Source organism: Desulfitobacterium sp. (genome assembly GCF_034927245.1).
Lineage (GTDB): Bacteria > Bacillota > Desulfitobacteriia > Desulfitobacteriales > Desulfitobacteriaceae > Desulfitobacterium_A.
In genome coordinates this window covers 12,965-33,290 of the sequence record NZ_JAYFQK010000028.1, presented here as the reverse complement: position 1 = coordinate 33,290, position 20,326 = coordinate 12,965, and the positions used below count along the sequence as shown (strand labels likewise).

Here is a 20,326-nt window from a genome sequence, read left to right as displayed (position 1 = left end):
AGCTTTTCGAGAATTCTTTTTTAAATAATCAGCTAAAAAACGTTGAAAAGGCTAGCTAAAAAGTAATAACGAGTTGTAATTTACAATTTTGAGTTTGCAAAAACTTTACCTAATAGCACCTAAAGGGGTGCGAAACTTCAGATATAATATGAGCATGATTGAAAACCAGGAAAATATAAAGAATCTTGGGATTGAAAATTTTATCATTAATGAAAGAACTAAATGGCGCTGCTCCAAATGCGGGGGTACTATCTGTGTTCATAAAGGTTATTGCTATAACTGTAAAAATGACAAACAAGGTTCGCTATTGAAATAATGGGCATGTTCTCCTTCGGGTAAGCTCCGGGTAATCTATATACTTGAAAAGCCTTTTTGTTCATGTTATTATATATTTAATTGAATATTTTGGAATGAGTAATTTTTCCCGAGGGAAAAATTTGAAAGGGAAGTCAGTAGAAGCTGACGCGGTACCCGCCACTGTACAAGGGAGTTAACTTACAGAATGTCACTGGGTGAGCCCGGGAAGACGTAAGTTGACAAAGATCTTGAGCCAGGAGACCTGCTCATTAGCCGATATTACAACGACCTACGGGATGTTAGGAAGGTGAATTCGCGTATCTCAGGTCTTTTTTCGGGATACATGTTATGAACTATGAACTCTTCTGTTGGTGAAGGGTTTTTTTTATTTTTGGAGGTTAAAACGAATGATCATTCTTTTGGGAGAATCGACTGCGGCACGTGAGGTCAGTCAACGACTTCAAGGTAAGAACATCGAATATCAACACATTCCAACTTGGCCGAAAAAAACCAGTTTGACTAGGCCTTCTGCCATTCTTGATGTCAGCCATCCTCCCAATAGAACCAAGTTTGCAGCAATCAACCAATGGTGCGAGCAACAAGGCGTTCCTTATCTCCGGTTGGAAAGACCTGAGACTAAAATTCCAAACAGTCCTTTGATTTTTCCAGTCCCTAATTGGGAGGAAGCCTTGCTTCAATTGATGCAATGTTTCGAGGCAATGTATCTGGAAAAGAAGCGACAGGTCACTATTTTTGTGACGACCGGGAGCCACCAACTCGAAAGTATCATCAACTGCTCCTTTTCCGGCCCTGTTCGATTGGTTGTACGTGTTCTTCCGGAAGGTCGTATCGTCCAAAAATGTATGGATATGGGGCTTCATCCTCGAAATATTGTTGCCATGCAGGGGCCGTTTTCTAAAGAGCTCAACCGGGTACTCTTTAAGTTTTACGGAGCAGATATCCTCTTAACCCGAGATAGCGGTCACGAAGGCGGAACGGATACAAAAATATCAGCTGCTTTAGAATTAGGGTTAAACATCGTCCTTATCAAAAAAAACACAGTGAGCACCGGGCTGACGGTTAATAGTGTGAATGAATTACTGGATTGGGTAGATAAGTATCTGAATACAGATAAATGAATGAAAAACGGAAGGGAAAAATGGATGGATACAATTTTTCTCAAAAATGAGCATCGGGCTGGACATGTTCCTATGGCTGAAATACATCATCGCTCTAAAATCGGGCATAAGCATGGTGAAGGCTCCTCCATTGATTTTTATGCCTATAGTTCGAAATTAAGGGATCTGAATCCCACTTTTAAAGTCTCTCTTTCCTTGCTGACTCTGGTTCTATGCATTGGATTGAACAATCCTTATGTATCCACTGCAGTCATCATGGCAATGGCCTATTTGACCATCATTAAAGGGGGGCTTCCTCTATCCTGCTATTTGTCAATCCTGACGATCCCGCTTTCATTTATTCTTCTGGGCACGTTTACCATAGGTATTGATTTTTCAACCCAGCCGATGGGACAGTATAATCTGTCTCTTGGTTTCTGCTATGTGTTTACTTCCTCAGAGAAGCTTAAGACCATGTCGTTTTTAATGCTTAAGGCTTTTGCCGCGATTAGTGCCATGGAGATGATGACTTTATCCACTCCGGCTTCCGAGATTATTAGTGTCATTCAAAAGGCGCATGTGCCAAAGCTCATTACAGAACTGATGAATATTATTTATCGTTTCATTTTCATCCTGTTTGATGTCAATCTCAAAATGAGAAATTCAGCAGATTCACGTCTTGGTTTCTGCGATATTAAGACTTCCTGGTATACATTTGGAAAAATTGCCAGCAATATTCTGATTGTCGCCTTCAAAAAGGCGGATGCTTATTATAATGCTATGGAATCAAGGTGCTATGATGGAGAACTGACATTTTTGGAAGAGGTTAAAAACGTAAAACCGATCCAAATTGCCAAGACGGCAGTTTTCATAATTTTTCTGATTCTGCTCTGGAAATTTACACAATGAGAAAGGAAAGATTATGGGAGAACCAATCTTAAAGATTAAGGATCTATATTATGCTTACGGAAATGGGACGCCCGCATTGAACGGCGTGAGTGTGAATATCTATGAATCAGAGAAAATCGCTGTCATTGGCTCCAATGGTGCGGGAAAATCCACGTTTTTCTTGAATGCGAATGGCGTTCTTACACCGGATCAGGGAGAAATCAGTTATCGCGGTACAACCATTAATAAAAAGAACCTAAAAGAGCTTCGAAAAAATATTGGCATTGTTTTTCAGGATGCTGACAATCAGATCATTGCTTCTACAGTTATGGCAGAAGTTGGATTCGGGCCTATGAATTTAAAACTTCCTAAAGAAGAAGTCTTGAAACGGGTGGATGAAGCACTGACCTATATGAACATCCAGGATTATAAGAATCGTCCGCCTCACTATTTGAGCGGTGGAGAAAAGAAACGCGTGAGTATCGCGGATATCATTGCCATGAAATCAGAGATCATCATCTTTGATGAACCGACGGCGGGACTTGATCCCGTCAATACACAAATGTTAGAAGAAGTTTTGGAAAAATTGGGGACAGAGGGTAAAACAATGCTTATTTCCACCCATGATGTGGATTTCGCCTATCGATGGGCGGAAAGAGCTATTGTATTCTGTCAGGGGAAAATCATCGCGGACGGAACGCCTTTGGAAATTTTTCAAAATGAGGCGATTTTAAAACAGGCGAATCTGAAACGGCCCACCCTGATGGAAGTCTACGATCTGCTTGTGGAAAAACATCTGCTTGAAGATACAAAGGCTTATCCCAAAAGTACGGATGAATTAAAGAAAATACTTGGAGAAATATAATGGATTTCCAGAAACATAAATAAGTGAAAATGGACATTTAGAAAAAAGATACAGGGAGGGAGAAAATGAGCATCAAAGAAAAAGGATTTTTTATTAGCATAACTACTCTTTCTTTACTTTTTGGAATACTTCCGGCAGCAAATGCCATGCATATCATGGAGGGTTATCTTCCGGTTCAATTCTGTATAGCGTGGGGCGTGATCTGCATTCCCTTTTTGGTCGCAGGTTACCTGTCCATAAAAAAAACACTCTCGGCGGATCGCAAATCCCTGACTATACTTGCCATGGCAGGAGCATTCATTTTCGTAATTTCATCGTTAAAGATTCCATCAGTGACAGGAAGTTGCTCACATATGACCGGTACCGGACTGGGCGCTATTTTATTCGGACCGACGGCTGTCAGCATCCTGGGTATTATTGTCCTGATTTTCCAAGCCATCCTGCTTGCCCATGGCGGGCTGACCACGCTCGGTGCCAATACGTTTTCTATGGCGATTGCCGGACCGCTCGTTTCTTATGGAATCTACAAATTATGCCAGCTGCTGAAAGTCAATAAATATGTTGGTATTTTTTTGGCAGCCTCAATCGGTGACCTATTCACCTATTGTATTACCAGCTTTCAGCTGGCCCTTGCCTATCCGTCAGCTACCGGGGGTATCGCGGGATCTGCCGTTAAGTTCCTTGCCGTATTTGCACCGACCCAACTTCCGCTTGCCATTATCGAAGGTATTCTGACCGTTGTCATCATCATGGGTCTTGAAACCTATGCCAAATCGGAATTGACAACGATCGGATTTTTACATGGAGGTAAAAACTAATGGCTAAGAAGAAAAATACAGTGGCTATTTTATTGATAATTGCTGCGTTAATCGCCCTTATCCCCTTATTTACATTAAAGGGCGCTGAATTCGGGGGTTCCGATGATGCAGGAAGCAAAGTAGTAGCCCAGATTACAGGTACCGATTATCAGCCTTGGTTTAAACCGGTTATGGAAACTTGGATTGGCGGCGAATTACCCGGCGAAATGGAGAGTTTATTCTTTTGTGTACAAACAGGGATTGGAGTCGGTATTATTGCCTTTTTCATGGGAAGATTTGTAGAGAGAAAAAAGATCGAGAATGAGATAGAAAATGAGAGAAAGCAGACAAAGCAGACAAAGCAAACAATGCAATCAAAGCAATCAGAGCAAACTTCCTCCCTATGATTAATGATGAAAAATAAAACAGCAATATCTATTGCTTGTTAAGAGTATCATCTTTTGCCAAGTCTCTTAAGTTCATTTAAAATCTTATGATATTCCTTGTCCAAGGCCTCGATATTCTCATTCTTAGAAGGGATAGAAATTCTTCCGACGATTTGTGTTAAGCGATGTTGTAGTACGAAAATCCTTTCTTCTATTTTCGCTAAATCAGTATCCCATGTTTTGTTTTTGCTAACCAAATACTCCTCATATGTTCCGTCGAAAATTTTTATCTTATGATTTTCTATGGTCATGATGTGATCCGCTACAGAATTGATAAACCTTCGGTCATGAGAAACAAACAAGAGGGTTTGATCATAGTCCTGAAGGGCCTCCTCCATTACCTCGAGAGAATTGATATCAATATAGTTTGTCGGTTCATCAAGTATGAGAAGGTTTATATCTTCAAAGAGTATTTTCGCAAAAGAAACCTTAACTCTTTCACCCCCACTGAGTACCCCCACCGGCTTATACACACTTGCTGCCTTAAACAATAATCTAGCGAGTAAGGTCCTAACAAAAGCTTCCGGATAAATACTGTTTTTCATAACATTTTCTAGAACCGTCAAATTTTCATTTAAGCTGCACATATCCTGACTAAAATACCCGATCTTTGCCCTTGGCGCAATTTTAATGAAAGATTCCTCAGCCATGATCATTTTGAGCAAAGTCGTCTTCCCGCATCCATTGGGGCCGATCAGGGCTATTTTGGATTCATTTTCGATTTTGAATTCAGCATCCTTGAAGAGAACCTTTTCTCCAAATTTCTTGCAAATGCCTTTTCCTTCAAGGATTATTCTGCTATGGAGCCTCTCTGATTCGGCGAAATTAAGTTTAATTTTCTCCTGTTTTAGAGGCTTCTCCTTAACCTCAAGATGCTCAATCCTTGACTCTATATTGTTTATTGTACGATCAAGGTTAGCCTTGGCCTTTTGATCCCCCATCTTATGAAGCCTGGCTTCCGAATTCCCCATCCTTTTGGGGGCTTTTCTGATCGACTTCACATGTTGCTTTGTGTCCGCAATAACTCCCTCAAGGCGCTTCTTTTCATTGACATACTGCTGATACTTAAATTGAGCCCGTTCCCTTTCTAATTTCTTCTGATCACTATAATCACTGTAGTTGCCTTTATAGATATTGATCTTACCGTTCTCTACTTCAATAATCTTGTTACACAACTTATCTAAAAAGCTTCGATCATGAGAGATAAGAATAAGCGCCCCTTGATACTGTGCAAATTGTCTTTCGATAAGCTCAATACCCTCTAAATCCATATTGCTGGTTGGCTCATCTGCGAATATCATCAAGCTATCCCGGCTAAAACATTCGGCCAGTTTAAATCGGGTCTTTTCGCCCCCGCTCAAGGATTCATTCCAATCAGCAGCAACCCCAAATTTAGAAGCCAATTCGGAGCTTATCTTTTGCTGTTCAGGCGGTTCAAGCTGCGAAATATAGGAAAACCTTGCGTTAACCGTGACCCATCCTTCATCAGGCTCTAATCTTTGGCTGAGTATATTAACTAACGTAGTCTTGCCTGCTCCATTTACTCCAACGATTCCGATTCTATCTTCGGAATAAATTTTTAATTGTTCTATCGTAAGGATCAATCGATCACCAAAAAACTTTTTTACATGGCTGCATTCAAGTAATAACATAAAAAAACCCCTCCTGTATAAACCGGAGAGGATAGTGACGCACCCAAAATACAACCAAAGATTGTCGGATCCATTGAGGACTCATCAGGCAATCTCAGATTGTAAATATTTATAACAGCTATCAGCAGTTAAAAAGCACTATCCACTCACAAATTTAGTAAACGCATGAGAATAAAGCCGTGAATTACGACCAATAAATCCCCATTTTCATGTTTGCAGAGTGAATTAGTTGCGCATTTTCTGCTAATACCTTGCCCTTTCTTAAGATGATTTAAATGTTTGTAGAAATTATATAATCTGCTTTTCTTGCTGTCAACTTATATTAAGAGCAACTGCTGAATGAAGGCGGTTGCTTTTGAATTATTCATTGATGCAATTCAACACATTATGTGGGTATTAAAGTGGAATATATTACATCATGGGTTGAAAAGGAAAATCGCTTCGTCTAACGTATTATTTTCTGGGTGGAAAGCGTCCTAAGAAAAAATACGGATTTTAAAGGGAGGATCTTAATGTGAAAAGAGGCCGGAAATTCTCAGCCTGTTTGGCAGTCGTCTCACTTGTAGTAGCATTGACTGTTCCGGTTCAAGCCGCTTTTGCTAACTCTACGGGGAATTCAGAAAGTATACCCATATCCCGTCTTGCAGGCACTGACCGTTATGAAACAGCAGCGAAAATTTCACAAGCCGGCTGGGCGAATAATTCGTCAGCATACGCGGTATTATCGGCAGGAATGGATAATAATTTGGTTGATTCTTTAACCGCAGCTCCGTTGGCAAAAATGAAAAATGCCCCGATCCTTTTGACGCAAGGGGATAAGTTAAACGATGATACAAAAGCTGAACTCCAACGTTTAGGTGTGACAACGGTTTATGTGACCAGTGGAATCGGGGTTATTACCCAACCCGTTTTGGATGAATTAAAAGCAATGCAAATCACTGTTATTTCTTTGGGTGGAGCCGATAGGTTTGCTACAGCCCTAAACATTGCTAATGTGGTCGGTATGCACGGTAAACTCGTGGTGGCTTCGGCTTACAGCAACGCTGATGCGTTATCCATCGCCTCCATCGCAGCGGCTCAGGGCATGCCAATCTTACTCTCCAATCCGGACAAGCTTTCGGATAATGTTGCTGCCTATCTGGACAGTGTTAAATCAAGCGTCCAGCAAACTTATGTTGTTGGTGGCACCGGCGTTATAAATACAACAGTGGAAAATTCCCTGCCCCATCCGGTTCGTTTAGGCGGGGCAGACCGGTTTGACACAAATATGATTGTCCTGGGTACTTTTAGTCTCACCTTGCATGGGGACACGGTTTATGTCGCGAATGGTGAAGACAACCATTTAGTAGATGCTCTGACCGGTTCAATTCTTGCGGCTAAGAATTCCACGGCAATTGTTTTAACTTCCAATCCCATGCAAGAAAAGACCAAGCAGCTTCTAGGGGGTATGTTTCCGCTGAATGGGGTAGTGGCTTTAGGTGGAGATTCCTTGGTGTCACAGACGGATTTAGAGGAGGTGCTTAGTTATACAAACTTTACGGATAATGGAGGGACTGTTGGACCTGCAGATACGGCAAATCCGCTGGCACTAACCGGTAATATCCAAATAACGGGCAATAATACGACTTTACAAAATGCTGACATCTCTAATAATCTTTATGTAACCGGAGAGAATGTAAACCTGAACAATTTGAAAGTCTCAGGAGTTGTGATTTTGGAACCATCCGGTGGTGGCACCATTACTTTAAATAATGTAACGGCAAAGGGTATAGTAATGAGTAAGGATGCTACCGGAACCTTCCGGCTTAATGATGTGACAGCAGAAGCCCTTCTTACTGTCAATAAAGATCCCATTAAAGTAGCAATCGGCGGTAATACTAAAATTACTAATACCCTGATCACGTCTGAAACCACCTTGGATGGTGGTGACGGTGTGGGAACTTTCGGCAACCTTATAATAACGGGTATTCCTCAAGCAGACGGTTCCACACCTGATTTATCCGTGCAGTTGGCCGGTACTTTTCAGGAACCGGTTATGGTTGCCAGTCAGGCTACGGTAACAGCGATGGCTGGAGCAACTGTTAACAAGATCGGAGTTGTGACTATAAATATAAATGATAAAGTAAGCCTTCAAGGAACCATCAATAGTGTTGATGTATACCAAGTAGGTAATTTGGAAATTGCGGACGGCTCTGCCATTAATAAAATAACCATCTATACTAATACCAGCATCACTGTGGATAAGACGGCAACGGTTGGCGGAATAACCAAATTTAATAATGCAGTACTCACTCTTAATGGAGATGGAGCTCAAAATGTGGGTAGCTCTAACTAATAATAGTTAAAAATAATAAAATCGAAAAAAGGATGTAAATAGTCGGACCTTATCATAACAAGGATGGGGAACGACTATTTTTTATTGGGCCAGTATTATAATATTTCTCCCGGCATAACGAATTGCGGAATTATCTTCTTTACAATTCATGGCGGAAACAAATGACTTCACTTATTAGCCGAAGAATTTTGGGCACTCTATGCAGTGTTGTTATAAATAGTTATAAGTCCTGAGAGTTCGGCCGCCGGCGGTAGCGGCGGAATGGAGAGATGAAGGTTTATATGACTGCAAAACTCAACAGATACAACCAAAAAAGGAATTTTGAAAGAACTTTGGAACCGGAAGGAATAACCGAAATGGCCCAAGCGGGTCTAAGGTTTGTCGTGCAACACCATATCGCCCGCAGAGATCACTACGACCTCCGTTTGGAATGGGACGGAGCCTTGTTGAGCTGGGCAGTGCCCAAGGGTCCTTCCTACGATACTCGGGACAAGAGGCTCGCCGTACAGGTAGAGGAGCATCCTTTGGAATACAGGAACTTTGAGGGGACGATTCCCAAGGGGGAATATGGCGGCGGAGTCGTGATGCTCTGGGATGAGGGCTGCTGGGAACCTTATGGGGATGTGGATGACGGACTCCGTGCAGGTGTGCTGAAGTTTGTTCTGAAAGGAAGAAGACTGAAGGGAAAGTGGGCCCTGGTGCGGTTGAAAAGGAAAGCGGGCGAGACGAAAGATAACTGGCTGCTGCTTAAAGAAAAAGATGAGTATGCCAAAACTGATGACGGGATTTCCGAATTGACCACAAGCATCAGAACAGGACGCACCATGACGGAAATTGAAGAAGGGGAAGATGAAAAGATCACGCGCAACCCCTTCAGCACCACCGGTGTACAGCTGGCCCAATTAGTTCGGACGATTCCAGAGGGTGAGGATTGGCTTTATGAGTTGAAATACGACGGCTACAGGATACTGGCGTATATTGAAGGCAACAGCGTCCGACTCATCACCCGAAACGGTAACGATTATACTGAACGGTTCCAGGATGTCGCCTCTTCCCTCATCAATTGGGCTGACGGAAGAGCGATGATTCTGGACGGAGAAATAGCCATCACGGACGCAGCGGGCAGGACGGATTTTCAGGCTTTGCAGAACTATTTAAAAAATCCCCAGGCCCAAAACCTGACCTATATCGTCTTTGATCTCCTGGCGCTGGATGGGGCAGACCTCCGGGGACACCGCCTGATCGACAGGAAGGAAATGCTGGAAACTTTGATGAAGGATGCACCCCAGAATCTCCACTACAGCCACCATATCAGAGGGACTGGCAAGGAAAGCTTCCGCGTAGCCTGTGAGGCAGGCATGGAAGGGATCATCGGTAAAAAGACCGATTCTGTTTACAGCGAAACAAGAAATGGCGATTGGATCAAACTTAAATGCGAGCAAAGGCAGGAATTTGTCATCGGCGGCTATACCCTTTCCGCTAAAAAAACGAGCGGGATAAGTTCAGTGCTCCTTGGGGTTTATGAAGGTGGGGAATTAGTCTATGCCGGACGTGCCGGCACCGGATTGAGCGAAGATGACAGGAAAGAGCTTGAGGGAGAATTTAAGAGCATAAAGAGAATGGAGCCCCCCTTCAAACTCGCGCCAAAGTCCAGGTCGAATGAAACGATCACCTGGCTTGAACCTGAACTGGTCGCAGAAATCAAATTTGCCGAATGGACCGAAGATCATCGGTTAAGGCAGGCAAGCTTCAAAGGCCTGCGGAAGGATAAAGATCCCAGGGATATCAAAAAGGAGAAAGCGGATGACGAAGTAGTAAATGACGAGAAAATGGATGAGGGAAGGACGAATGAGGAAAGGGAACATGCTGAATCCCGGCCTCAGTTAACGGTAAAGGAGACGGCGAGTTTAGTGAAAGCAAATACCAACAGCATCATTATCGAAGGAATAAGGATTAGCAACCCGGATAAGGTGATCTTTGCCGACTCTGAAATTACCAAAGGGGATGTGATCCGGTATTATGCCAAGGTGTCAGAGCGCATGCTGCCGTATGTGAGCCACAGGGTCCTTAGCATTGTGCGTTGTCCCAAGGGCATCTCCCAGACCTGCTTTTATAAGAAGCATCCCGGTCCGGGCAGCCAAGGAATCGTCACCCTTCCTATTTCCACCCGTGACGGTGAAACGGAAGATTATTTTTATATTGAGAACGCATCCGGACTGATTGCCGAAGCACAAATGGGCACGCTGGAATTTCATGCCTGGGGAAGCCGTGTGGACCAGCTGGAAAAGCCTGATCTGATGGTATTTGATCTGGACCCGGATGAGGGAATGGATCTGAGTACGGTGCGTCAGGGTGTACGGGATATGAAAAATATTCTTAGCGAACTTTCGCTGAATTCGTATCTTAAGACCAGCGGCGGCAAAGGGTATCATGTGGTCGTCCCTTTAAAACCCGCCGTTTCCTGGGATGTGTTTCACGATTTTGCCAAGCGCGTTGCCCAAGTGATGGAGCAGAAGTGGCCTGATCACTACACAAGCAATGTCAGAAAAGCCAAGCGTACCAACAAGATATTTATCGACTGGATTCGTAATGGCAGAGGGGCTACCAGTATTGCCCCTTATTCCCTAAGAGCGAGAAAAGGGGCCGGGGTGTCCATGCCGATCGCCTGGGATGAACTGGACACGGTGGCTCCAGATGGCATCAATATGGCGGAGGCACTCCGGAGGATCGGTGGCAATGACCCTTGGGTAGATTTTTTCCGGAATAATCAACAGCTTAAATGAGCAGGCGTGGAGGGACAATCTACCCGGAGTACTATAAAGGAATTCATGGATGCGAATACAAATAACGGATTTAAAATAGAAAAACCGAGCCTTTGACTCGGTTTTTCTATTTGGTTTGGAATTACCTTATTTACTATCTTATTACCTTTACTCATAATGGTAGTAAAAACAATCAGTGTAATATTCCTTCCGAAAGATTCCACGTCTTACAATCTTGTTACATTTTTAGGCGATCCAATTATCGCTTTACTTATTTCAGTATTTGTAGCTTATTATACACTGGGACTTTCTCGTGGTCTAAAGATGAAAGATCTATTATCTCTTACCGAGGAAGGATTTAAGTCAATCGCAGGCATTTTGCTGATCATTGGTGGTGGCGGTGCTTTTAAAGCCATTTTAATTGATAGTGGGTTAGGTAAAGCGTTAACTGATATTATGACATCATTACATATGAACCCCATTCTTCTGGCTTGTAAAAGAATTTTTTGGATTATCATTAACAGATGCGTTTAAGAGCTTCACTGCTGCGACCGTTATTGCATCCGTTGTTGCATTAGGAGGGGTTTTGCTTTTAGCACAAGTCGTTGGTATATAAAAAATAAGTGCATTTTGAAGGGAGATAGTTTTGTATGAGAAATAAGGTAATTCAAGGAAAAACTATAAAGAAATGGGAAGAAAACTATCCTTTAATGAGAAAAATTGTTTCAATTGACGAAGTGTTTTGGACAAATTCTAAATATGAAAAATTTGCGGATGCGATAAAAAAGATCTCTTTATCAAAAAAGGATGTAGAAGAAGCAGCGGAAAGATTAAATCGATTTGCTCCATATATTGCTAAAGTTTTTCCAGAAACACAAAAAAACCATGGAATTATTGAATCACCAATTGTGCCGATTCCTAATATGCAAAGCAAAATAGAAGAGACATATAAACAAGACATCTTAGGTCAATTATTACTCAAGTGTGATAGCCATCTTGCTATCTCGGGATCAATTAAAGCAAGAGGCGGTATTTATGAGGTTTTAAAACATGCAGAAGATCTAGCTATTGAGAATAACATGTTAACAGAAAAAGATGATTATTCAATTCTGGATAGCGATGAATTTAGAAAGTTCTTCTCTCAGTATTCTATTGCAGTAGGATCAACTGGAAACTTAGGACTTAGTATTGGGATAATGAGTGCACAATTAGGGTTCAAGGTTTATGTTCATATGTCAGCTGATGCAAAACAATGGAAAAAAGACCTCCTTAGAAGCAAGGGTGTAACAGTAGTTGAATATGAATCAGATTATAGCAAGGCAGTAGAGGAAGGTAGAAAACAAGCAGAAGCTGATCCCAACATGTACTTTGTTGATGATGAAAATTTAACTAACTTATTTTTAGGGTATGCTGTTGCGGCTTCTAGATTGAAAAGGCAGTTAGAAGAAATTAATGTCGTTGTCGATGAAGATCATCCATTATTTGTTTATCTCCCATGTGGAGTTGGTGGCGGACCTGGTGGAGTATCATTTGGGTTAAAGCTAGTTTTCAAGGATAATGTACATTGCTTCTTTGCTGAACCAACACATTCTCCCTGTATGGTTATAGGATTAATGACAGGGCTGCATAATAAAGTATCTGTACAAGATTTTGGTATTGATAACATTACTGATGCGGATGGGCTCGCTGTGGGTAGAGCTTCAGGTTTCGTAGGGAAAACATTAGAAAACCTAATAAGTGGATCATATACAGTACAAGATGAGCAGTTATATATACTATTAAGTATGTTATCCGACTCAGAAAATATTCAATTAGAACCATCTGCGTTAGCTGGAGTCTATGGCCCCATTCAATTATTCAGAGATGAAGCTGGACAAAAGTATATCGAGAGTCATAACTTAAAAGATAAGATAAATAATGTTTCACATATTGCTTGGGCAACAGGGGGTAGTATGGTTCCCAAAAATGTAATGGAAGCCTATATTGAAAAAGGCAAAGAGTTATCTACAACTCTGATATAATTAAAAGTTCTTTTGTAAGGAATATATCCTTCTGAATAATCGTGTCCATAACGGCCTTGGTCTCAGCCTTCTGCAGGCTTTTCTTCGGATCGGGAATGGTGATTGAAAACGTTTCACATGCCTCCCCAGATTTTGTTTATTTTGTTGGGTAGGTTTACTATGATCAATTTAGTCCTCCGCCTGTTCCCGATGAACTGCCGCTCTTCTCTAATACCGAGATGGTTTTCACAATATTTTCTTATGGCAACGCTCTCATGGCCCGCTGTTTTTGATTTTGGATACAAACCTAGGCCTGTCCCGGATTCGAAGGTGCCTTCGAATCTGGGACAGGCTGTTTATACGAGGTTTATCACATTTGTGAACCTGGCCACATATTCTGTGAAACATTGATAGAGTAAGTTTAAAACGTATTATTTGTTCCCTTAGACACGTGTTTTGAGGGAACTATTTTGTATGCCTTTATTTAATTTGATTTTGTGCCAATTTGAATGAAATTTGTTAAACAGTTTGATACTACGAAGTAAAAGACGATATTAAGCCATTTGGGTAAGGTTGATTTTATAAATGTGAAATCGGAGGGTACCTATGAGTATTATCGAAATGAAAGATCTCACGAAATATTATGGCAGAGCAAGAGGCATCATCGATGTGAATCTGAACGTGGAGCAGGGGGAGATTTTTGGGTTTATAGGGCCAAACGGGGCGGGAAAATCCACAGCCATTAGGACGCTGCTGGGGCTTATCTATCCAACAAGCGGAAGTGCAACACTATTTGGGAAGAGCTGCCTAGAACACCCGGAAGTAAGAAAAGATCTTGGATACCTGCCCTCGGAGGTGTTTTACTACGAAAATATGAGAGTGATTGACCTACTTAAGTATTCAGCCAGCTTCTATAAAAAGAACTGCTCGAAGAGAATAAACGAACTGGCAGAAAGAATGGATCTTGACCTGAAAAGGAAGATTGATGACCTCTCCTTTGGCAATAAGAAGAAAGTCGGTATCGTGCAAGGGTTACTTCATGAGCCTAAACTGATCATCCTGGATGAACCCACAAGTGGGCTTGATCCATTGATGCAGCAGAGATTCTTTGAACTGATAGGAGAGGAGAACAAAAAGGGTGCCACCGTGCTCTTATCCTCACACATCCTCGGAGAGGTAAAGAAAATGTGCAGCAGGGTCGCTTTTATTAAAGACGGCAAAATCATTAAGCTTGAAAAGATAAGTACCTTGCAGGAGAACAGCTACAAAAGATTCAGTGTTGAAGCCAAATCTGCAATTCCTCAAGAAGCCTTCAATATCAGTGGGGTGAGTGATCTTGAGGTCAAAAACAATACAGCTCACTTCATATTTAAGGGAGATATCAATGCCATTTTGAAAACAATCTCTGAAATTGAGCTTCACAATATATCCATAGTCGAGCCTGACCTTGAGGAAATCTTCTTGCATTATTACGCAAAGGAGGATTAAGGGATAATGAATATGTATCTATTCGAGCTTAAGTCCATGAGAAAATCGACGATTATATGGACTTGCGCCTTAATTACTTTGGCATTGTTCTATATCTCCATCTATCCCAGCGTAGCAAAAGATGCAGATGACTTTAAAAAATTACTCAGTGGCTATCCTGCTTCAGTGAGAGCGATGCTTGGCATTAATCTTGATTACATCACATCATTTTTGGGGTTCTACGCGATGATATTTTCTTTTGTCACGCTTTTTGGAGCTATTCAGGCCATGAATCTCGGAGTTTCCATCCTTTCCAAGGAAACACGGGAGAGGACAGCGGACTTTCTTCTGGTCAAGCCGGTTTCACGCCTAGCAATCATCACTGCAAAGCTTATGGCAGCTTTCACTATGATTCTGGCAACAAATATATTTTTTTATGCCGGATCGAGTATCCTTGCCAATACAACCCAAACAGCGGATTTTGATCAAAAATTGTTTTTCATGATCAACCTTACCTTGCTTTTTATTCAGTTAATTTTCTTATGCTTCGGGATGTTTGTTTCCTTGTTCTTTAAAAGGCTTAAATCCATACTCCCGATCTCGCTTGGCGTGGTTTTCGGATTATACTTGGTCGGGGCGCTCATTGTCACGGGTAAAAACGATGATGTGCTCCGTTTTATTTCGCCTTTTAAGTATTTTGATATCACCTATATCATCAAAAACGCAAGCTATGAGGCTCCCTATTTGATTGCAGGTGCAGTTATTATAGTCGTTGCAGCAGTGGCAAGTTATATGATTTATGTAAAGAAGGATATCCATGTATAACTGAAAGACTCCAGGATTAAATCAGGAGGAGGTCTGGTCATGAATGTTTTTTTAAGAGAACTGAAGGCTAATCGAAAAGCCCTGATCATATGGAGCGTAAGTATATTTTTGTTGGTCCTGAGTGGCATGGGCAAGTATACGGCTTATTCTTCCGGTGCGACCGGGGCCATTTTTAGTGAGATGCCCTATTCATTAAAAGCACTGCTGGGAATTGGTTCCTTTGATGTGACCACCATGAGCGGTTTTTATGCGTTCCTTTTTCCTTACATCGAGATTACGGCCGCAATCCATGCTGTACTGCTTGGAAGCAGCATCATTGCGAAAGAGGAACGGGATAAGACTACTGAATTCTTGATGGTCAAACCTGTGTCGAGAACTTCCATCATCACTTCAAAATTCCTTGCAGCCCTGGTGAATGTCATGGTTGTCAATGTTGTTACCCTGATTTCATCAATCCTTATGGCAGCAGCTTATAACAAGGGCGAAGATATTTCCGGTGAAGTAGCAGCATTCCTTTTTAGCATGTTTATCGTTCAGTTAATCTTCCTGTCACTTGGGGCTGTATTTTCAGCTAGCTTGAAGAATGCGAAAACCTCAGGATCCCTTGCTGCAGGAATATTGTTCGGTTGCTATGTAATATCCAAAATAACGGATTTGACGGATCGTGTAAATTTCCTAAATGTGCTTTCGCCCTTTAAATATTTTAACGATCAAAATATTGTCAATGGAAACGGCCTCAACGTTGGCATTGTTATCCTCTCCATTTCACTTGTATGTATTTTGGCGATGTTAACCTATTTCTTTTACGGTAAAAGAGATTTGAGTATCTGAGGTTTATTTCAACGCATTTCGACAAATGCCTTCTATTTATAAACATGTAAATTATTCCTTAGTAGATTAAGTGATGCCGTTTGAACCATGTAAAACCAAACGTGTATAAAATAGGATAAACAGCTTACAGTTAAGCAGCTTTGCTAAAAAAGCGGAATATTTTACATGTTGAATTATTCCGCTTTTTACAGTATCGTTACGACAGAATTCGATAGAAAAAACCATTACAAGAGAGGAGATTTTTACTTAATGAAAAACTTAACAACGAAAACATTAGCTAGTTTACTTATCGTGGGGACTGCCCTAACTATGTCTCCTGTCCAGGCCTTTGCGGATACAGGGGTAACCGCTGCGCGTCTTTTCGGTTCGGATAGAGTTGGAACAGCCGTTGCCGTTGCCAACGCCGGTTGGACTACTGCAGATACGGCCATCTTGGCTTCCTCAGCAGATGCTAATTTGGTAGACGCCTTAGCGGCAGCACCTCTAGCCGGAAACACTACTCCGATTTTATTGACGGAAAACGATAGTTTGAACGTGACTACTGCAGCCGAACTTGGAAAATTAGGCGTGACGAAGGTTTATGTAGTAGGCGCTATCGACCAACCGGTGATTGATCAATTAACCGCGATGGGTATTACTCCGACCGTGCTCAAGGGTGAGGATCGCACAGCGACGGCGGCTGCTATCTCTAGCAAATTGACCAATCCTGCAGGTTCTTTTGTCGTTGGTTACGATGCACTTCCCGATGCTTTATCAGTAGCTTCCTATGCCGCAGCCAACAACTACTCGATTTTAGTGGCTAATCCCGACGGTACTCTTCCAGAATCGGAAACTGCTTACATGGGTGCAGAAGTTAATATTATCGGTGGACCTACTCTTGTAAAAGATATTGAAGGTGCAGAGCGTTACTATGGCGCAGATCGCTTCGCTACGAACCAAGCCGTGCTTAAGGCTTTCACTTATAAATATGACAATGTCTACATTGCTAATGGTACAGATGCGCATTTAGTGGATTCTCTCGTAGCATCATCTCTTGCAGCCAAGTCCGGTGCGCCGATTGTCTTGGCAGATGACAATAGTGTTACAGCTGCCGCCGAAGTTTATGGCAAACTGGCTAATAATGCTATTGTAACAGCTCTTGGTGGAAAAACCGTTGTTACGGATGAAATTACCGCTCAATTGATTGCCGGAGATACAGAAGCAAAAGCCTTAGAAACAGCAACAGCCGCTGTAGTGAAAGCTGAAGAAAGCAAACTCCAAGCGGATGTAACAGCAGCTCAAGATCTGGTAACCGCTTTACCGGATGGCGCAGATAAAACTGATTTACAAGCTAGGATTGATGCTATCGAAGTAGCATAAAAACATTTAGCAGGTTTATAATATTAAATTTGAGCCAGCTACCTTCGTGGTAGTTGGTTTTCTCTTTTCCATCCTGATTTTTACATTCCATGGTATAATCGTATAATCTTAGTCGAAGAAAGTCGGATGTAATGAGGGGGTTTAATAATGGGGCACTATTGCAGAATATGTGGCAGAATACGGGCCAATGAGAAATTTTCAGGAAAAGGACATAAAAATCACATTTGTAAGGATTGTTCCGGGAAATCCGGCAAAAAAGCAAAGAGGAACGGTTCAACTGAAAATGCTTTTACCTCTGAAACTATGGTGCCATCCAATGATGTGCTGATCCCATCGAAAATTATGCACTTCGATGGCAACCGGTTTTCTGAAATTGACGTTGAAAAACAAAACGTAGATGATGATGAATTGCCATTTTGAAAGAGGAGGTCTAACCGGCTATTCAGTTGGATATCATGCAATACAAACCTATTTACTCATAATACTTGCCGGTCAATTCAGCAATAATGATTCGTATTACAGCGGTGCCTCGAATCATATTTTCGGGAAGCGGTGCGTCCGTCAAATGGGGCGTATATTTTTCCACGATTTTTTGTAGCACTATTTTCTTTTCTCTCGTGTCCTCGACCAGAGTGGCGTTCCCTGTTACAATTGCACTTTCATATTTCGTATTGGTATCGCAGGGCTTACCATTCGCATCAAGCTGAAGCTCCTGCATATTGTACACGGTAAATCCCACTTTGCTGTCACGAATGATATTGTTGATCTTTTGTCCCTTCGGTAATCCGTGCACATAGATGTTCTCATCCATATAGACAAAGTGAACTGGAGTGTTATAGGGTGTGCCGTCTGCATTGAGTGTTGATAGACTTCCTGTTTGCGCTCTTGACAACAAATGATTCAACTGTTCTTTTGACAAAGAGTGCGTTTTCATTCTGTACTGCATATAAATGCCCTCCCGTAATTAACTTATTTGGTTTTAATACTCGACTGTGGATTCACGCCCGCCGTTGACTATCTCCCGCAGCAAAGGTTCACCCTCTTTGATGATGACACCGTACTCTGTCGAGCGGTGGCTCATTTCCATGATTATATAATAATATCGTCCCCATGGTAAGGGACGGTATTATTGCTTTTATAGGATACAGTTATTATATCTATGGACAGTTGTACGAAGTTGAATTTCAAAATTCTATGGAATACAGTTAAGCGTTTTTATGGCATAATGGTAGTAATTATCGTGGATGGGGGGAACTGTGAATTGCTGCACATTGAGCATAAAAGCAAAAAGCCGATTTATCAGCAGATATATGAACAATTAAAACAAGATATTCTTGAAGGAAAAATTCCTGTCGGTACACGGATAACATCCACGAGAGCACTTGCAAAAGAATTGAATATTGGACGCAATACTGTCGAAAATTCGTATGCGCAATTGGCGCTGGAGGGATACATTACAAGCAAGGCAGGCTCTGGATATGTGGTCAATAATACGCAATTTGATCTTGACCAAAGCGTCACGAAAAGAGTAACAATGAATAAGGTCCCGATGGCTGCATCAGGCCATAAGACCCAAAATATCAGGTATAGCTTTCAGTACGGAAGTCTTGATGCCGCGAGCTTTCCGTATAAGCTCTGGAGACAGTGTATGACGGAGGTTTTGGATGGGCAACATGCGCAGAAAGTCCATCGAGAGGGCGATGTACAAGGCGACAGAGATCTTCGAATCCAACTGATGAAATATTTATATCTCAGCCGTGGTGTCAACTGCAAACCCGAGCAGATAATCATTTGCAGCGGTACACAGTCCGCTCTCGAAATTTTGATAAGACTATTCCCATACGGGGAAAAAAAGGTCGCCTTGGAGGAGCCCTGCTACAACGGTGTCAGTGTTATCTTTCAAAGAAATGAATTTGAGATTTTATCAATTCCAGTCCATGAAGATGGGATTGGATTAACCGAACTTGTCACATCGCCCGCAAGAATAGTTTACATCGCGCCATCTCACCAATTTCCAATGGGCGCAGTTATGCCTATCCACAAGCGGATGGAAATGCTCAGATGGGCACAGGAATATGATAATCTCATTATTGAGGATGACTATGATAGCGAATTTCGCTACAACGGACGGCCCATACCCGCGCTTCAATCCATTGACCGATATGAGCGTGTAGTCTATGTTGGTACCTTCTCCAAAGCACTTTCTCCCGGACTGCGGATGGCCTATATGATATTGCCTACATGGCTACTGTCGGCCTATCAGGAGAGATTTATCGGATATCAATGTACTGTGCCATTGATAGAGCAGAAAATACTGGCCCGTTTTATGGCTGACGGGCATTGGGAAAAGCATGTACGAAGGCTTTGCCTATCTCAAAAAAAGAAACACGATATCTTGATCCATGCGATCCACCAAAATATGGGGAGTAAGGTGCGAATTTATGGGCATCAGGCCGGATTACACATTCTTCTGGAGTTTTTAGATGGGCAGCAGGAGGATGAGCTTATCCGAAAGGCGCTTGAATGCAAAATCAAGGTATGTGCCGCATCTCCTTTTTGGCTGAACAAGCGGAATTACAAGAATAATGCCCTTATCCTCGGATATGGTATGATATCGGAGACAGATATCCCGAAAGCGGTGGAGATTTTATCGCGGGCTTGGTTTTCCTGATTAAACTGTATCC

General features: G+C 42.0%; 18 protein-coding genes, 1 pseudogene and 1 riboswitch. Of the genes and pseudogenes, 16 read left to right on the top strand and 3 right to left on the bottom strand.

What is annotated here, in order from left to right; genetic code table 11:
• Nucleotides 1-395: 395 nt before the first annotated feature.
• A riboswitch (cobalamin riboswitch) is annotated at nucleotides 396-582 on the top strand.
• A 122-nt stretch (nucleotides 583-704) separates the two neighbouring features.
• The 5 genes from VB077_RS08010 to VB077_RS07990 all read left to right on the top strand — a co-directional run bounded on the left by VB077_RS08010 (nucleotide 705) and on the right by VB077_RS07990 (nucleotide 4,372).
• Complete coding sequence (locus VB077_RS08010) at nucleotides 705-1,436, top strand: precorrin-6A/cobalt-precorrin-6A reductase (protein ID WP_323414701.1); 732 nt, start codon at nucleotides 705-707, stop codon at nucleotides 1,434-1,436.
• A gap of 24 nt (nucleotides 1,437-1,460) precedes the next feature.
• On the top strand, nucleotides 1,461-2,324 hold the full coding sequence (gene cbiQ / locus VB077_RS08005; protein ID WP_323414700.1) for a cobalt ECF transporter T component CbiQ: 864 nt from the start codon (nucleotides 1,461-1,463) through the stop codon (nucleotides 2,322-2,324).
• A 13-nt stretch (nucleotides 2,325-2,337) separates the two neighbouring features.
• On the top strand, nucleotides 2,338-3,168 hold the full coding sequence (locus tag VB077_RS08000) for an energy-coupling factor ABC transporter ATP-binding protein (RefSeq protein ID WP_323414699.1): 831 nt from the start codon (nucleotides 2,338-2,340) through the stop codon (nucleotides 3,166-3,168).
• 65 nt (nucleotides 3,169-3,233) lie between these two features.
• Entirely contained in the window at nucleotides 3,234-3,986 is a 753-nt protein-coding gene (locus tag VB077_RS07995) for an energy-coupling factor ABC transporter permease (protein ID WP_323414698.1), read from the top strand.
• On the top strand, nucleotides 3,986-4,372 hold the full coding sequence (locus VB077_RS07990) for a cobalt transport protein CbiN (protein WP_323414697.1): 387 nt from the start codon (nucleotides 3,986-3,988) through the stop codon (nucleotides 4,370-4,372). The genes VB077_RS07995 and VB077_RS07990 overlap by 1 nt, the downstream gene beginning before the upstream one ends.
• A 47-nt stretch (nucleotides 4,373-4,419) precedes the next feature.
• On the opposite strand, the gene abc-f is transcribed toward VB077_RS07990, so the two are convergent.
• Nucleotides 4,420-6,063, bottom strand: a complete 1,644-nt coding sequence (gene abc-f, locus VB077_RS07985; protein WP_323414696.1) for a ribosomal protection-like ABC-F family protein — start codon at nucleotides 6,061-6,063, stop codon at nucleotides 4,420-4,422.
• A gap of 514 nt (nucleotides 6,064-6,577) precedes the next feature.
• Between abc-f and VB077_RS07980 the strand changes: the two genes are divergently transcribed.
• From VB077_RS07980 to VB077_RS07965, 5 genes and pseudogenes are all read left to right on the top strand, one after another.
• The gene (locus VB077_RS07980) at nucleotides 6,578-8,398 is read left to right on the top strand and encodes a cell wall-binding repeat-containing protein (protein WP_323414695.1); all 1,821 of its coding nucleotides are present in this window, start codon (nucleotides 6,578-6,580) and stop codon (nucleotides 8,396-8,398) included.
• Between the two features lie 281 nt (nucleotides 8,399-8,679).
• On the top strand, nucleotides 8,680-11,181 hold the full coding sequence (ligD, locus tag VB077_RS07975; protein ID WP_323414704.1) for a DNA ligase D: 2,502 nt from the start codon (nucleotides 8,680-8,682) through the stop codon (nucleotides 11,179-11,181).
• 108 nt (nucleotides 11,182-11,289) lie between these two features.
• The gene (locus VB077_RS07970; protein ID WP_323414703.1) at nucleotides 11,290-11,694 is read left to right on the top strand and encodes a TRAP transporter large permease subunit; all 405 of its coding nucleotides are present in this window, start codon (nucleotides 11,290-11,292) and stop codon (nucleotides 11,692-11,694) included.
• Nucleotides 11,695-11,700: 6 nt separating this feature from the next.
• Nucleotides 11,701-11,776: pseudogene (locus VB077_RS16600) on the top strand (hypothetical protein); the annotation flags it as partial.
• 34 nt (nucleotides 11,777-11,810) lie between these two features.
• On the top strand, nucleotides 11,811-13,181 hold the full coding sequence (locus VB077_RS07965; RefSeq protein ID WP_323414694.1) for a D-serine ammonia-lyase: 1,371 nt from the start codon (nucleotides 11,811-11,813) through the stop codon (nucleotides 13,179-13,181).
• On the opposite strand, the gene VB077_RS07960 is transcribed toward VB077_RS07965, so the two are convergent.
• Nucleotides 13,165-13,284, bottom strand: a complete 120-nt coding sequence (locus VB077_RS07960; protein ID WP_323414702.1) for a DUF2922 domain-containing protein — start codon at nucleotides 13,282-13,284, stop codon at nucleotides 13,165-13,167. The genes VB077_RS07965 and VB077_RS07960 overlap by 17 nt on opposite strands.
• A 482-nt stretch (nucleotides 13,285-13,766) precedes the next feature.
• Here VB077_RS07960 and VB077_RS07955 point away from each other — a divergent pair, with 482 nt between their 5' ends.
• From VB077_RS07955 to VB077_RS07935, 5 genes are all read left to right on the top strand, one after another.
• Nucleotides 13,767-14,648: an ABC transporter ATP-binding protein gene (locus tag VB077_RS07955; protein WP_323414693.1), complete on the top strand. Its 882-nt coding sequence runs from the start codon at nucleotides 13,767-13,769 to the stop codon at nucleotides 14,646-14,648.
• Nucleotides 14,649-14,654: 6 nt separating this feature from the next.
• Nucleotides 14,655-15,452: an ABC transporter permease subunit gene (locus tag VB077_RS07950; protein ID WP_323414692.1), complete on the top strand. Its 798-nt coding sequence runs from the start codon at nucleotides 14,655-14,657 to the stop codon at nucleotides 15,450-15,452.
• Between the two features lie 39 nt (nucleotides 15,453-15,491).
• Nucleotides 15,492-16,283, top strand: coding sequence for an ABC transporter permease subunit (locus VB077_RS07945; protein ID WP_323414691.1), 792 nt, complete (start codon nucleotides 15,492-15,494; stop codon nucleotides 16,281-16,283).
• A gap of 309 nt (nucleotides 16,284-16,592) precedes the next feature.
• On the top strand, nucleotides 16,593-17,642 hold the full coding sequence (locus VB077_RS07940) for a cell wall-binding repeat-containing protein (protein WP_323414690.1): 1,050 nt from the start codon (nucleotides 16,593-16,595) through the stop codon (nucleotides 17,640-17,642).
• A 147-nt stretch (nucleotides 17,643-17,789) separates the two neighbouring features.
• On the top strand, nucleotides 17,790-18,062 hold the full coding sequence (locus VB077_RS07935; RefSeq protein ID WP_323414689.1) for a hypothetical protein: 273 nt from the start codon (nucleotides 17,790-17,792) through the stop codon (nucleotides 18,060-18,062).
• A 52-nt stretch (nucleotides 18,063-18,114) separates the two neighbouring features.
• Here the strand turns inward: VB077_RS07935 and VB077_RS07930 are convergent, their stop codons facing one another.
• Nucleotides 18,115-18,588, bottom strand: a complete 474-nt coding sequence (locus VB077_RS07930) for a pyridoxamine 5'-phosphate oxidase family protein (protein ID WP_323414688.1) — start codon at nucleotides 18,586-18,588, stop codon at nucleotides 18,115-18,117.
• 315 nt (nucleotides 18,589-18,903) lie between these two features.
• Between VB077_RS07930 and VB077_RS07925 the strand changes: the two genes are divergently transcribed.
• Complete coding sequence (locus tag VB077_RS07925) at nucleotides 18,904-20,313, top strand: PLP-dependent aminotransferase family protein (protein WP_323414687.1); 1,410 nt, start codon at nucleotides 18,904-18,906, stop codon at nucleotides 20,311-20,313.
• Nucleotides 20,314-20,326: the final 13 nt, after the last annotated feature.

What these genes read in the sequence shown, in the direction of transcription:
- VB077_RS07935 (WP_323414689.1), top strand. Translation starts at nt 17,790, where the DNA reads ATGGGGCACTATTGCAGAATATGTGGCAGAATACGGGCCAATGAGAAA.
- VB077_RS08010 (WP_323414701.1), top strand. Translation starts at nt 705, where the DNA reads ATGATCATTCTTTTGGGAGAATCGACTGCGGCACGTGAGGTCAGTCAA.
- VB077_RS07995 (WP_323414698.1), top strand. Translation starts at nt 3,234, where the DNA reads ATGAGCATCAAAGAAAAAGGATTTTTTATTAGCATAACTACTCTTTCT.
- VB077_RS07990 (WP_323414697.1), top strand. Translation starts at nt 3,986, where the DNA reads ATGGCTAAGAAGAAAAATACAGTGGCTATTTTATTGATAATTGCTGCG.
- ligD (WP_323414704.1), top strand. Translation starts at nt 8,680, where the DNA reads ATGACTGCAAAACTCAACAGATACAACCAAAAAAGGAATTTTGAAAGA.
- VB077_RS07945 (WP_323414691.1), top strand. Translation starts at nt 15,492, where the DNA reads ATGAATGTTTTTTTAAGAGAACTGAAGGCTAATCGAAAAGCCCTGATC.
- VB077_RS07955 (WP_323414693.1), top strand. Translation starts at nt 13,767, where the DNA reads ATGAGTATTATCGAAATGAAAGATCTCACGAAATATTATGGCAGAGCA.
- VB077_RS07965 (WP_323414694.1), top strand. Translation starts at nt 11,811, where the DNA reads ATGAGAAATAAGGTAATTCAAGGAAAAACTATAAAGAAATGGGAAGAA.
- abc-f (WP_323414696.1), bottom strand. Translation starts at nt 6,063, where the DNA reads ATGTTATTACTTGAATGCAGCCATGTAAAAAAGTTTTTTGGTGATCGA.
- cbiQ (WP_323414700.1), top strand. Translation starts at nt 1,461, where the DNA reads ATGGATACAATTTTTCTCAAAAATGAGCATCGGGCTGGACATGTTCCT.
- VB077_RS07930 (WP_323414688.1), bottom strand. Translation starts at nt 18,588, where the DNA reads ATGCAGTACAGAATGAAAACGCACTCTTTGTCAAAAGAACAGTTGAAT.
- VB077_RS08000 (WP_323414699.1), top strand. Translation starts at nt 2,338, where the DNA reads ATGGGAGAACCAATCTTAAAGATTAAGGATCTATATTATGCTTACGGA.
- VB077_RS07940 (WP_323414690.1), top strand. Translation starts at nt 16,593, where the DNA reads ATGTCTCCTGTCCAGGCCTTTGCGGATACAGGGGTAACCGCTGCGCGT.
- VB077_RS07950 (WP_323414692.1), top strand. Translation starts at nt 14,655, where the DNA reads ATGAATATGTATCTATTCGAGCTTAAGTCCATGAGAAAATCGACGATT.